The following is a 13948-nucleotide window of genomic DNA, read 5'->3' as shown; positions in this document are numbered from 1 at the left end:
GACCACAATTTTCATGGGCTTCCCCTCCATCGAGATGACGATGAGTTGTGCAATCCCATCGTGGCACTCAAAACGCGACGCCGCTCACACGGCACCGCGGGATGGGGAATGCCCTTTCATTCGTTAGGCCCCAAAGACCATGCGTCGCAATCAGATCATCGGCGTGTCGGCGGCATATTCGGTAGCAGCCATCGCAGCAATGACATTTCGGCGCGAGGTGTTTGACTACGAAACGCTGTCGCGCCAAGTTACGTTTTGGCATGCTCTGGCTGCCAGTGTTCCGTACGTTCTAATTGACCTAGCGCTCCTTATTGCTTGTCTCAGACCCTGGAACTATTCCAACTCGTGGCGGCGGGCCCTTGTTGCGTTGCTGGTTTTCGTCATCTATCTCGTATTTTCGGCGGTAACGATGCTCCACGCCCCCAGTTGGCACATCTTTCACGTGCTGATACTGCTTGCTATCTGTGTCTTTCTGGCGGGTCTATTTCTGTCATCCTTGCTGGAAAGTCAGCGTGAAAGAGAATCGGCCTAACAAGTCCGTCAACGGGACGCCAAACTGCTGCGCAGTTTGGTTCCCTCCGCTGCGCTCCGGCGCCCGTTACGTCCAACGTTAGCCACTACTCCATGCCCAATCCGCTACGCGAGACCGTCAAACAGAAGTTCTATCCGTTTGCCGAGGCGCGGGGATTTTCGCGTGTGAAGTCAAACAACGCGTTGTTCACGGTTTTCCGCAAGAGCGATGGCGGGGTCACATACGAGTTTGAACTTCAGTGGGACAAATACCACCGCCCATATTTCGTGCTTAACTTCGGTCGGCCCGAGGGATCCGGCGTTCAAACTCGAACAAAACGGGGACGGTTGCAACGAAAGAGAGGTGGTCCGATGAGTTGCTGGTTCAACCTTCGGAAGCCATGGCTTGAGGCGCTTCAAACCTGGCGTATCAGGTACACGCCGGACGAGGTAGTGGAGCAACTGATCACATTCTTTCCTGAGATCGAAACTTGGTGGTCGTGCGGAACCGAAGGGCCTCATGTCTATTGCATCTAGGCTCCTGGCTAACAAGTCTGTCAACGGGACGCCAAAATGCTACGCATTTTGGTTCCCTCCACTGCGCTCCGGCGCCCGTTACATCCAACGTTAGCCGCCAGATGCAGCCAATCCGCTCAATAACTGTGCTTGCGTCTGTGGTCTCGATAGTCGGCCTTTCGCTCTTCTGCGGTGCATTGCTTGTAGCCGATGCACCGCTGTATCTACGTCTTTGCTCTGCTGCAAGTGGTGCGCTCATGATCGGTGGCGCCGTGCAACTGTTCCGAGCAAAACGCACTGCACTTGCCTTACTCTGGCTGTCCGTTGCGACATATGCGTTATCAATCTTGGTTCCCGGCACTGCCAAGCACGGGTTATCCGTTTTCAACCACACCATTTCGGCGTTCTACTGGTCGCTCGCCACGAGAATCTCGCTTGCACTACTTGCACATATTGCACTTCGGCGCTCGCTGGCCGGCGGCTGACAAGTCCGTCAACGGGACACCCAAATGCTGCGCATTTGGGTTCCCTCGGCTATGCCTCGGTGCCCGTTACGTCCAACGTTGAGGGGCCCTGATGCCCAACGAGTTCACGAGATCCGAGACCAAACTGCTCCGCCGACTTGCGGACGAGGCGTGGGATGCTGAACTTCGAGTTTGCTTGTTGGAGCTTCATGCGCAGTTCGGCTCGTGGGCGAATCAGGGGATGAGTTCGTTTGACCTGGTCGAGCGCATCCATGAGTTTCACAACGGAGCTTCTCGCGAACTCTACGGGCGATACACGAGCCTGAGTCCCGCTCTAGCGGTGGCCCGAGCTGTCGCCTTCGGGTTGATCGCAGACGATGCAATGAGCGCGCCGCTAAAAGAGAAGCTCGACGCCGACATCGACGCGTTCAGAGAAATTGGCGAGGGCCGTGGGTAATCGGCCGATGACGGCGTTCTGGAGCGCTTGATCGTCCGCTTGGAAGGGGCTGCGCGCTTGAAGTCCTGCTGGTGCCCGATCGCTTTTTTTGGCCGATTTCGGACAAAACGGTGTCCTCACGACCGCGTGGGGCTTGGTTTTCGACTTTGTCGGTGGAAGGATCTGTTTCGATGGCGTGGAAACCCGCATCACTGCGTGGCTTCAGTTTTCGACTTTAATTGTCGGGAATAGCTTGTTGTTCCCGGCAATTAAAGTCGAAAACCGGTATTCCGTCCGTATGGCAAACCCGCCAAAGCATGTATCAGTAGGCTTTGGCGGGCTATGGACGACGAATGCCTTCAAGGTTGCCGGGGGAATGGAGTCGAAATCTGGGCTGTGCCTGCGATCCGGACAAGGAAACCTGGATCTGACGCGGCCAGAGGGTGCGCGCGTCTCCTCGCGGGCAAGCTGAAGCCGCCGACGCGACGCCGCGACCGGCGGTATGAGACTGAAAGCGGCCAGACGAACTTCGCGGCCGGATGTCTATTGCAACTAAGCTCCAGGCTAAGCAGTCCGACAGCGGGACGCCAAACTGCTGGGCGGTTTGGTTCCCCGGGCTGCCTTTCGGTGCCGGTCTGGTGCAAGGCTAGCCCTCATCTTGAATCGTTCCCACGCCATAACAACTGAGACAAACATGTCCACACCCACCTGGAATCTTGAAGCAGGCAGCGGCGACTGGAATACGGCGGGCAACTGGAATCCGGCCGGGGTGCCCAGCGATGCCGCGGCATTCGCCAGTTCGACGCAGACGGGCATCAGCTTTTCGCAGGCATCGGGAAGTGTGGTGAACAGCATCGAATTCGCGGCAGGGGCGTCGGCCTATACCTTCACCTTCAGCGCGCCGTCGCCCACCACGCCAACGCTGGTAATTGCCGGCAAAGGCGTGACCAATAGCTCGATGAGTCAGCAGAATTTCATCGTCGCCGCTGCCAGCAGCGGGTATCAGAATCCACAGCTCAAGTTCACCCATTCCGCTTCGGCGGGCGGCGCCAACAATTACTACTGCGCCGGCCCGGCAACGGCACAAGATTCCGGCGGCGGCGTGATCCGCTTTTCCGACACCTCATCCGCCGGTGCGGCCAACTTTATGGCGTGGACTGGCGCCGGCACGCCGCCGCGGTATGGCAGCACGGTGGGCGGCGAGATCAGCTTCGGCGATTCTTCGACCGCAGCGTCGGCCAGCTTCACCATCTACGGCTCGCTCGGCAGCGATGGCGACACCTTCGGTAACGCCGTGTTCCACGATAGTTCGACAGCTGCCAACGCCACTTTCACCAACATCGGCGGTACGGTTTCCGGTGGCGATGGCGGCAACACGCAGTTCTACGACAATTCGACAGCAGGCGACGCGCACTTCTACAACAAGGGCGGGACTTGCAGCAAAGCGAATGGCGGCGACGTGGCTTTCGACGGCACCGCCAGCGGCAGCTACGGGCACTTCTACAATTACGCCGCACCGGCGGCCGGGGCCTACGGCGGCGTCACGAGTTTCAACAACAATCCGCCGGAAGTAGCCGCGGGGGGCGCATCAGCGGGAAACGGCGCCTACTTCAACTTCGGTGCGCGCAATAGCGAACAGGGCGGCGGTGGCCATGTTGAGTTCAGTGCCCGACACGGTTCGCCGACTGCGGCCAACGGCATCTTCAACAACTACGGCAGCACGATCTCCGGCAACGCCACCGCCGGACATACGATTTTTTCGATCAACCAGCCGAGCAGCTATTTTCCGACGGCGGGCAGTGCCACCTTCTACAACCACCCCGCCACCGCACCGGGTGGCGCAGCAGGTTTTACGGCGTTCTCGATCTATACCAATAGCGACTCGAACGGCAGCGCCGGCGATAGCTGCAACGTTCCCACCGCCGGCGAGGGAACGTTCTACAACCTCGGCGCCTATATTTCGGGTGCCTCGGGTGGCTACACGACGTTTTCCGGCACCTCGACCGCGGGCAACGCGGTGCTGTTTGCGTACGGTGGCACGAACGGCGGCTATGGAGGCAAGATCGCGTTTTACGACAATTCCTCCGGCGGTACGTCCAGCATCTCGCTCGTCGACAATGGCGAACTCGATCTCAGCTACCACGCCGGCGGCGTCACGCTGGCCAACCTCGAACTCCGCGGCGGCATCATCCGAGTGACGCTCGGCAGCACCCCGACCAGCCTGACACTCACCGGCGCGCTGGCACTGCCGTACCCAACAACCTTCTCGTTCCAGAGCAGCGGCGTCAGCGCCGGCACGCCCTACACCGTACTGACCGCGCCGAACCTCACCGATTTCTCGGCGGACCAGTTCAATGGCAACAGCGTCGATGGCATGACGCCCACTTTCGCAATCGTTGGGACTGCGTTGCAGGTGACGTTTGCGTGAGGCAACGGGAAGGCGCTGCGCGATCAAGCCGGGCAGCGCCGGTTCTTTCAGACAGCGCCGCGAGACGTGAACGCGGACTTCTGTTGAGCGGAAATGAAGTGGGCTTGCCCGCCAACGAACGCTGTTGGCGGCGGATTCAACCGGTCGAGGCGGCGACCGTGGAAGCCGCATTGGGCTCCGTATTCGACTTCAATAGTCAATAACACTTGATCCAGTGAGGCGCGACGAGGTCGGCTGACGCCGTTCTTTGATCCGAAACACCGGTCGCGTCGCGGTGGATTGAATTGGGAGGTCAGCGGCCGCGGTCTTCCCCGATGCAACGGCCGTTCGGCAATGGGTCGATCAGGTGTGCGCCGTCGCCGACGATCTTGGCCACGGCATGGGCCGCCATTCTCGTCTCGGGATAGGGCTGGAGGACCTCGGTCAGGGCGCTTGCGTCCGATATGGCTGGGTCCAGCCATGTTGCCATCGCGTTGTCATCAAGGATGACCGGCATTCGAGGGTCGTCGGGTTTGGCGTTATGGATCCAGGCCATCATCGGATTTGCGACACAGGTGACGATGGCGCAACTGTGCAGTGGCGCTTGGCCCGGGCGCTCCCAGGTCGACCAGATACCGGCGAGCGTCCAGCACGGCGCCTCACCGGCGGGCGGGTGGATGTAGAACGGGGTTTTGCTGGAGCCGGTTTTGCGCGGTGTCGCCGCCTGCCATTCGTAGAATCCGCTTACCGGCAGCACGCAGCGCTGGTGCGTGAGCGCGTGCCGGTAGAAGGCGGACTGGGCGAGCTTTTCGGCGCGGGCGTTGAAGGTGGTGTAGCGGCGCACAAAGGCCGTCGGGTCGTCGGCGATCGGCGGTACCAGCCACCATTGCATGATGCGCGGGTGGCGCCCGTTCTCGTCAGACGTGATCACCAGTACCGGGGACATCGGGCTGATGTTGTAGCGCGGGACTCGGGCCAGTTCGGTCAGCGCGGCGAATCGCGAGACGCGTGTGCGAGAGTCGATTTCTTCCCCGGTCAATTCGTCGACATAGCGGCCACACATTGGATCTGCCCCGTTTGCGCAGTCTGATCACCGATCGTTCGGTGGCGTGCCGCACAGTGGCGGCGAGCTCACCTGCTTTCAGTGTCGGTATGCGGCCCGCTCGGCGCAAGCGCGACGTAGGGGCCACGCCTCTCGCGGCGTTCTCGATCTGCGTTGCAGGCGCCCGTTGTCGCACCCCGCTGGCGATCCGCGTCATGCGCGTACGCAATCCGCCGTGCCGCGTCGTGGGGGACCGATGCTGGTGGCCGCGGCGCAGAGTACCAGCCGCTGACGCTATGGGTCGGCAGGGCCCTCTTCAGTCTGCCTAGCGCGCCAAACGGCGCGATCGGTGCTGGTGCTGCTCGGCGGCGAGAAGCCTCGCGGCGGGGCAACAATGGTTGCGGGTGGCGAGGCCGGTTCGTTTTGCGTGCGGGCCGACGAGGCATTACGCCAGTCCGCCGCGCTACGCGTCGTGATGCGGGGGTCGGCCTGCACGGGCGGCGTGATGTAGGTGAGTGCGATGCGCACTGAGCGGCCATTGCCGACCACGGTGACGGCGTCGTCTGCGATGTCGGCGAGTTGCACGCCATCGGCGAGTTGTTCGCCGACCTGGAATTCGCGCGCGGGCGCACCCGCGACCGAGATGACAGCGTAAGTGCGGCGCGACACCGCATCGCGCACCACGCCTGTCAGCACCATCGGCGGGATTGCTGCGGCGTTGGGTTGGGGTAGCTGGACAGCGCTGGCGGGGGGCTCGGCTACGGTGCTGGGCGTGTCGAGCTGCCGCCCGATCAAATGGATGGCGATGCCAACAAGCAGCCCGCCAGCGATACCGAGCGCGATCCGTGTACCAAGACCACGCCTGCGTGCGCTGGGAGCGGAAGCGGGCCGGTGCGCGCTGCGCAGGTTGCCGTTTGTCGAAATGCTCATATCGAAGGCCTCTTGCGCACACGGCCGGGAGACCCGGCCGTGGCGATGTTGTCGCGTTCAGCCGCCACTCGGGCGGCTGGCTGCGAGGGTGGAGGGTATTACCAGCCTATCGTGTAAGTCACGCTCTTCGGCTTGGCGGTGTGGATCGAGGGGCTGTAGCCACCCACGTCGTCATACGCGAAGCCGTAGGCCAGCGCATTCAGGCTGTGGTCGTGCCAGAACTTGGTGAAGTAGTTGGCTACCGAACCGGCCGGGTAGAAGGCCGACGAGTGCCACCACTTGTCGAAGGTCTGACCCGCGACGTGCCGGTTGAGCGCCGCGCACATCTGGGCCTGCAGCTGCAGCTGCTTGCCGACATCCGTGGTGCCCTTCGGATCGTCGAGCAGGCCAGCGCCCAGCATCACCATCGAGGTGGTCGGCTTGCCGTTGATGTAGTACGTGCCAGCGCTGTCGGTGAAGCGGAAGGTGTCGCCCACCACGCGGCCCGTGAACACCGGCCAGCCGTTCTTCAGATCCATCACCAGATCTTCGTTGCGGTACTTGTCCCAGATCTCCGAGATGTACGCGTCGAGGTAGTGCTCGTTGACGCCGTCCTTCGTAAAGGTCGCGTGCGCCGGGGCCATGATGCGATACGGCGCGTACGGGGCCTGTGCGAGGCTACGGAAGGCTTCCGGCACTTCGTTGATGAACTTGGCGAAGATCTCATCACGCGATTCGGTGAGATTCTCGCCCACCGTCATGTCGAAGCCATCGAGGCCGGTGACATTGAGCTTGACCGGGAATCCGAACTGGTCGACGCGGGTGGTGTTGACGAAGATGCCTTGCGGGTTGGCACCCGGGGGTAGGATTGCGAACTCGCCGAAGTCGAAGATCACATCGATGTTCGGGTCGGTCGGGTTCTCGATGTTGGCGCCAGCGTAGGCGATCTTGCCGTTGATGTCGGTATTCACCTGAATGTACATCGGTTCGCCAACGCTCATCAGCAGGCGGGCCGAGTTGATCGCCGGAATCGTGATCGACTTGGTCTGGGCCAGTGAGTAGAAGTAGTTGGCGTAAGGCTGGCCGTTCTTAACCAGCGCACCGTTGTCGCCGACGCTCATCGGGATCAGGTTGCCGTTCATGTCGACATGGACGAAGTTGCCGGTGTTCCAGTCCTTGCCGATGATCGACCAGAAGACCTTGTCATCCGACCACTTGCCCTTGGTGCCGTTGACCACGTTGAAGGTGGTCTTGCCGTTCCAGGTTTCGCCGGTGCCGTTGCCGATCGTGTAGGTTGCGGCGGCCACGCCGGAGCTGATGCCGTTCTTGATTGCAACCACTTTCACGGTGGCATTGCTGCGCACCCACACCGGGCCGCCGTAGATCGTCGAGCTGCTCGTCGGCGTCGAGCCATCCAGCGTGTAGTACAGGGTCGCGCCGTTGGTGGTGCTGAGGAAGTTCACCGCGATCGGTTGGCCATAGTCGCCGCTGGCGTGCGAAATCGTGGGCGTGGCAACGGTCTTGTCGTCTTCACCGATCACATAGGTTTCGCTCGCGATGCCGGACTGGTTGCCATCGCTCTTCACGGTGATGGCATTGATCGTCTTCGCGCTGCTCACGGTGATCGGGCCAACGTACAGCGGCGACGTGGTATTCGGCGCCGAGCCATCGGTGGTGTAGCGGATCGTCGAGCTGGGCTCGGTGGTGAAGAGCTGCACGCTCTGTGCGCTCGCGTACTTGCCACCGACGGGCGAGATCGTCGGCTTGGCTACCGGCGACGGGCCACCAATCGTGTAGCCGTAGCGCGGCGTATCGAGCTGGCCCGAACCCACGGCGTAGGTGATGAAGTAGTTGACGAGGTCACCCTTCTTGACCGGCGTCAGCACGAACTCGAAGCGGCCGAGCGTGCTGTTGTAGGTCATCTTCGGGCTGATCTCGCTGCCGTTGTTGATCGAGTAGTGCAGGATCGCGTAGGCGCTGCTGCCCGTCGGCTTGATCCACACCGTCGCGGTGGTGCCCAGCTCGTAGACGCCTTGCACGAAGCCGGTGCCACCGTTGTCGATGGTGTAGGCCGCGGAGGAGACAGCGGAATCGGAATAGCCGCTTGCGATCGCGATTGCCTTGATCGTTTGCGATGTGCTGACCGACAGCGCGCCGGTGTAAAGCGGCGAACTGGCCGTCGGCGTGCTGCCGTCGGTGGTGTAGCGGATCTGCGCGCCAGCCGTCATGCTGCTCAGCGTGACGGTCTGGGTGCTGGTGTAGTTGCCACCCGCCGGGCTGAACACCGGTGCGGCGGCCTTGGTCTGCGTGATCACATAGCTTGCGCTGCCGACATCGGAGTTGTCATAGCCGCTGGCGATGGCGATCGCCTTGATCGTGCGGTCGCTGCTGACGGCAATCGGGCTGCTGTAGAGCAGCGACGAGGCGGTCGGCGTGCTGCCGTCCAGCGTGTAGCGGATCGCCGCACCAGAGGTGGCGCTGCTGATGGCAACGTTCTGCGCGGTCGCATAGGTGCCGGCTGCCGGGGTGAAGATCGGCGTGGCGGTCTTCTTCGGCGGGTTAACCGTGTAGCTGTAGGCCCCAGTGTCGTACTGCGCGGCACCGGTGATGTTGTACGTGAACGAGTAGCTGATCACGTTGCCCGAGTTGACGGCGGTGCTGCTCTCGTAACGCCCGGTGCTGCTGTTCTTCACCATGCGCAAGTTCTGCTGGGGGCCGTTGGCTACGGTGAAGTGGACGTCGACATAGCTGATCGTCGTGCTCGGCTGGAACCAGATCACCGCGGTGGTGCCCGACACATCAACGCCGTTGGTGAACGAGAAGCCGCCACCGGTGTTGATCGTGTAGCTGGCCGTTGCAACGGCGGAATCGGTCATGCCGCTGGCGCTGGCGTAGGCCTTCAGCGTCGCGGTGGCCGAAACGATGATTGCGCCGCTGTACACCGGCGAGCTCGCGGTCGGCGTGGAGCCGTCGGTGGTGTAGCGGATCGTGGCGCCACCCGTGGCCGTGGTGATCGCCACCGTCTGGGCGCTGTTGTAGGTGCCGGAGGGCACCGAGAACGTCGGCGTGGCAACCGTGCCACCACCGCCGCCGCCGCCACCCAGCGTGGTGGTCGTGGTCGGCGAATCGTAGGCCAGGCCCGCCTTGTCGTAGGTGAAGGAATGGCTGACGATCTGGCCGGCGCTCGCTGCGAACGTCGTTTCGAAGCGGCCCTTGCTGCTGTTGTAGGTCATGCGCACGTTTTGCTGCGCGCCACCATTGACGCTGTAGTGCGCGTCAACCCAGGTCGAACCGACGCTGGACTGGAACCAGAGGGTCGCGGTACTGCCGACGAGGTCGGCCCCCACGGTGTAGCCCGCGGCACGCGCCGCGAATGGCGCGATCGTCATCAGCAGCGCAAGCACTGCCAGTAACGACCGGTACGCCCGGTGTAACTGCAAGGTCATTTCAAGGTCTCCTCGGTGTGTGGGCATCACCCGGAGACCCCGCGAGGGGCTTGCCGAGCTGACGCCCTGGGCTCGAACGCCGTGTCGCTTTCGTTGTTGGCCGCCAGAAAAGGAAGCGCTTTCATCGATACGGCTGATGGCGTTATACGCGCGGATTTATGGGCAGATAAGCGGTTCGCATGCGTTCCGCAATTCAGCCGGGGGAAACGTCAACGCTTGCGTTTTTCCATCGAATCAATGGTTTGCGCAGCGAACTAATTCAGGCGTGGCCACTGCGGCGGGTTGTTTGCACAGTCGGAGGGCGTGCTGCATCGGTGCATCGCAGGCACGCTAGTAAGTGGGGCGCACGCCGGCGGCGTTTGGTTTTGCGCGCCTGCTGGTCGGGCGCCGGACGGGCGACGTGGATGCAGAGGGGGGCGCTGCGGGGGCGCGCCCGGGGGCCGGGCAAAAGAAAGGCCGGCGACGTGGCCGGCCTTTTTGTCGTTGAGATGTCGCAGCGGCCCGAAGGCCGCCGTCAGCGAGGAATCGCCAGGCGCATGCGCGGATTGCTGGTTCAGGCGACCTTTCCGCCAAACAGCGCTGCGGCGGGAATGCGGCAGTCCACTCGCAGGACCTCACCGCTGCGCATGAACACCTGACGCGACAGCTCGCGCGTCAGCGCCGGTCCGGCCATAGCCTCGCTGCGGCCATCGGCATGCGTTACGGCGACTTCAAGGCTCGCGTCTGCGGTCTGATCCAGGCGGAACACGAAGGGCACTTGGCACAGCGTGAAGCCTAGCGCCCCGGCCGCGAGCGGCAGGGTTTGCGCGCGGTCGTGCACATCGCGATAGCTGAAAGTACGCGCGGCTACGCCGAATTCGGCTGCGGTCAGCAAGGCCGGCAGGATCCTGATGCAGCCTGCGCGAACCAGCACACCCAGCTCGCCGAAGCGTGCGATCACTTCTTCCTTGACCTGGCCGGTCATGCCCGGCTGTTGTGCGCCGCTGTGGCCCGGCGTATGCGAATACGGATCGCACGGGAAGGCGCCGTATTCGGCTGGCGTCTTGTTGAAGCCCAAGCCCTTGCGCACGCGGTAGTAGTGTTCGCCGAGGCGTCGGATTGCGGCCTCGTCCTCGCCCTGTTCAATGGCGGCGAAGAAGCTTTCTTGCACGCCAAGCAGCAGCTTCGACACCATGTGCCAGTAGATGCAGCCGAGCCCTTCGAAGCCGAACATCGTGCCGGAGCGGCCGGTGAAGCGCCGGTGCTGGAACACCTCTTCGTAGAGCGCCAGCGTCTGCGCATGCGTCGCCGGCGTGTATTCGGCGTAGTCCTTGCCGGCACGCTCCAGCGCCGGGGCGAGGTCGCCGGCATTCGAAAAGGCCGGGGCGAAACGCACGGTGCCATTCGGGTCCTGTTCGACGATGCGGGTGTCGCGCCCTGCGAGCATTGCGCCAAGCAAGGCGTTCTCCGCGATACGGGCGGCCGGCACGCGGTTCTTCTCGAGGAAGCCGGGCAGCTTGGCATCCGGGTAGAGCATGAAGCTCTGCTGATCCGCCCGATACATCGGCGAAGCGAACAGCGCGTCGAGCAGATCGGCGGTTTCGTTCGCACCCAGCACGCCGGACGCGAGCACTGCGACCTGCCCTTCCAGCATCGGGTAGAGGTGGTCCACGCCAACCGTGTCTTCGTGCGGTACGAGCAGGTTGTAGGCGTGATACAGGCCGTCTGCACGCCGGTTGTGCGCGATCGATTCGTCGAGCACCGTCTGCGCAGCCTGCAGGCATTGCAACAGGTATTGGCTGCTGATGACACGGCGCGCGGCGGGGCAGGGCTGGGCGTAGACCTGCGTGCGGTAACGCTCTGCGGCGCGGCCCAGCGCATGGAAGAGGCGCGTACGCGCGGCGTCGTCCTGCGCGCTACCGGGCCCAAAGGCCACCAGCGCATCGCAGGTATCACGCAACCATTGTTCGACACCAGCGCCGAGCGCGAAATCACCGGGGCGTGCTTCGAACAGGCGGATCAGGAAGTCCACGTAGCGCCGCGCGTGGTACAGCGTGACCATGGACAGGCCGGCGCCCACCAGTGCGTTGTTGGCGTCGTTCCATTCCGGGCGCTGCGTGTTGAGCCATACGCCGCCGCCCGGCACGAGATTGCCGAGCTTGGCGAGCAGCGGCACCAGTAGCTTTTCGGCCAGCGTGACGAGGTAGACCTCGCCGTTGGCATCCAGCACCAGCCGGCCGTCGCTGCCGAGCGTCTCGCAGCGTTCGGCGACCAGTTTCTCGTCGGCCTTGGAGAAGCTCACCGTGTGTTTCGGGTCGGCCAGCAGGGCATCGAAGTCGGCGATGCGGTACGGCACGTTGGCGTAGCTGAAGAGCGCATCACCCAGCAACTGCCGCAGCGCCACCGGGTCGTGGCGCTCGCACAGCTCCAGCAGGCGCAGCAGGTAGATCAGCTGGTGGTCGCCCCAGTAGCCGATGTTCGACCACGGGTCTTCCGGATCCTCGACTTCCCAGTCGATGCCTTCGTGGGTGATCCGGTAGGGGTTGTAGCCATCGACGGTGGAGGCATTGACGAACTTCGCGACGACGCTCGGCGCAAAGCCCGGGAAGGCGAGCAGCAGTGCTTCCCAGTTCTGGAAGATGTCGCGCCAGTTGCCCTGATAGGCGCGCAGCAGGCGGCCGTCGGCGTCGCGGCCGCGGATGCTGAAATGGTTCCACGGGCGGCTCGGGTCGCCATGGCGGCGGCCGAACACCAGCGGCAGGTATTCCATGCTGAGGCGCCGCAGCTGCGCATCCCCTTGCTGGGCGAGTGCGATGTGCAGTTGCGTCAGCGTCAGCGAGGCCGGCAGGCTCTCGATCCACGCGGCGTGGCGCTCGACCAGCTTGCGGTTGCGCAGCGCGAGGTTGGCGCGGTAGTCGTCGCGGTCGATACGGTACTGGTCATCGAATACGCCGCCGCGCATCACGTTGAACAACGTGTTGGCGATGTGGTGGCAGGCGGTGTGCTCGTCCGCCACGGCCTGGAAGGCGTCAGCGGAGGCCAGCAGCTCGCGCAGCGCCGCTTCGTCGGCCGCCTGCGCCGCATCGAGCTCGCGGGCCAGCGCAGCGGTGTCGCGCAGGTCGTTGCAACGTGCGAGCACGTCGCTTTGCTTGAGCGGCGTGTCGAGCACGATGCGCCACTGCCTGGTCGCGCCGGCGGCCAGGTTCAGCCGGGAATGCAGCAGGAAGGCGCCCGCCACGCCACGGCGCAGCGTGGCCGCGTCGGTTGAGTCACCGCGGCGCAGCGCGTCGAAATCGCTCGCGGCCAGATGAATCGCGGCGCCTTCGAGGCCCACCGCATACGCCACCGTTGCGAGCAGCGACTCGGCCGGCTCGGCGCGATCGCTGATCCGCGCATACAGCGAGTAAGTGGCGAGGCCATTGGCTTCGAGCTCGTTCCACTTGTAGGCGTCGATCAGGTTGCTTGCGCGGCTCTGCAGCGCCCGCGGGGTATCCGCCGGCAACAGGTTGAGCACGCCATCGACGAGCTCCAGATCGACCGCTTGCCCGAGCGAGCGCAGGCTCGCTTCACGCACGATGCCGAAGCGCCCTGCGCTGGTCCAGGTGTAGGAAAAGCACAGGCCCAGATCGTGGTTGGTCTCGCTGAAGACGATGCGCATACCCAGCTCGTCCTTGAGCAGGCTGCGCTCGAGGCGGTAACGCCCACGTTGTTCCAGGTTGAACGGCTCCCACTCGCGCGCGGCGTCGCCGGCGCCAACGCGCAGCCAGGTCCGGCTGCCGGTATGCAGGCCACTGCGATGCAGCACGTCCGATGTGTTGTACGGGAACAGCGCCTGCTCGGGCGCGCCGCGGCCGGCCGTAAGACCGCCGTGCGACGAGATGAACAGCCACAGATCGCTGGCCGACACCATCGTCATGAAGAAGGGCGGCAGTTCGTCGTAGCCGCGAATCTCGTAGTAACGCCGACCGTCCAGGGTGACAAAACTGCCGCTTGAGGTACTCATGTGTGCTCGGAATTTTCGAATGTGTATGGGGAGCGCCGACGTGCCTGCCTCTGCAAGACCTGCCGCCGGCGCGGTAAGCAAAACCAAAATGAAAGCGCTTACATCTGCCGCCAGTCTAACTGCACAGGAAATGATCCGTCTTGCTGAAAGTGCGCGAACCCGTTTTGTGTGCTGACTAAGTGGCTGCACGGCTTGCAGCCAAAAGGCCGCGGAGTTTCCATGGATTTCCTGCGGGG

The 13948-nt window shown here is 63.3% G+C and carries 8 protein-coding genes; 4 read left to right on the top strand and 4 right to left on the bottom strand.

Annotated elements, in window-relative coordinates; genetic code table 11:
- Positions 1-139: 139 nt before the first annotated feature.
- From HH302_RS17180 to HH302_RS17165, 4 genes are all read left to right on the top strand, one after another.
- Entirely contained in the window at positions 140-532 is a 393-nt protein-coding gene (locus HH302_RS17180; RefSeq protein WP_172203476.1) for a hypothetical protein, read from the top strand.
- 616 nt (positions 533-1148) lie between these two features.
- A complete protein-coding gene (locus HH302_RS17175; RefSeq protein WP_172203475.1) occupies positions 1149-1511 on the top strand; it encodes a hypothetical protein in 363 nt (120 codons plus the stop codon).
- A gap of 91 nt (positions 1512-1602) precedes the next feature.
- Positions 1603-1947 (top strand): hypothetical protein, encoded by a 345-nt coding sequence (locus HH302_RS17170; RefSeq protein ID WP_172203474.1) that lies wholly within the window; start codon positions 1603-1605, stop codon positions 1945-1947.
- A gap of 673 nt (positions 1948-2620) precedes the next feature.
- Positions 2621-4354 carry a hypothetical protein gene (locus HH302_RS17165; protein ID WP_172203473.1) on the top strand — a complete coding sequence of 578 codons (1734 nt, stop codon included), beginning with the start codon at positions 2621-2623 and terminating at the stop codon, positions 4352-4354.
- A 292-nt stretch (positions 4355-4646) separates the two neighbouring features.
- Here the strand turns inward: HH302_RS17165 and HH302_RS17160 are convergent, their stop codons facing one another.
- The 4 genes from HH302_RS17160 to HH302_RS17145 all read right to left on the bottom strand — a co-directional run bounded on the left by HH302_RS17160 (position 4647) and on the right by HH302_RS17145 (position 13712).
- The gene (locus HH302_RS17160; RefSeq protein ID WP_172203472.1) at positions 4647-5396 is read right to left on the bottom strand and encodes an SOS response-associated peptidase; all 750 of its coding nucleotides are present in this window, start codon (positions 5394-5396) and stop codon (positions 4647-4649) included.
- 273 nt (positions 5397-5669) lie between these two features.
- Positions 5670-6305, bottom strand: a complete 636-nt coding sequence (locus HH302_RS17155) for a type II secretion system protein N (RefSeq protein WP_172203471.1) — start codon at positions 6303-6305, stop codon at positions 5670-5672.
- A gap of 98 nt (positions 6306-6403) precedes the next feature.
- Entirely contained in the window at positions 6404-9730 is a 3327-nt protein-coding gene (locus tag HH302_RS17150; RefSeq protein ID WP_172203470.1) for a chitobiase/beta-hexosaminidase C-terminal domain-containing protein, read from the bottom strand.
- A 553-nt stretch (positions 9731-10283) separates the two neighbouring features.
- On the bottom strand, positions 10284-13712 hold the full coding sequence (locus tag HH302_RS17145) for a hypothetical protein (protein ID WP_172203469.1): 3429 nt from the start codon (positions 13710-13712) through the stop codon (positions 10284-10286).
- Positions 13713-13948 lie beyond the last annotated feature (236 nt).

Source organism: Niveibacterium sp. COAC-50, from assembly GCF_013184235.1.
Classification (GTDB): domain Bacteria; phylum Pseudomonadota; class Gammaproteobacteria; order Burkholderiales; family Rhodocyclaceae; genus Niveibacterium; species Niveibacterium microcysteis.
The sequence above is the reverse complement of the archived record's forward strand: the minus strand, read 5'-3'. Positions and strand labels throughout refer to the sequence as shown.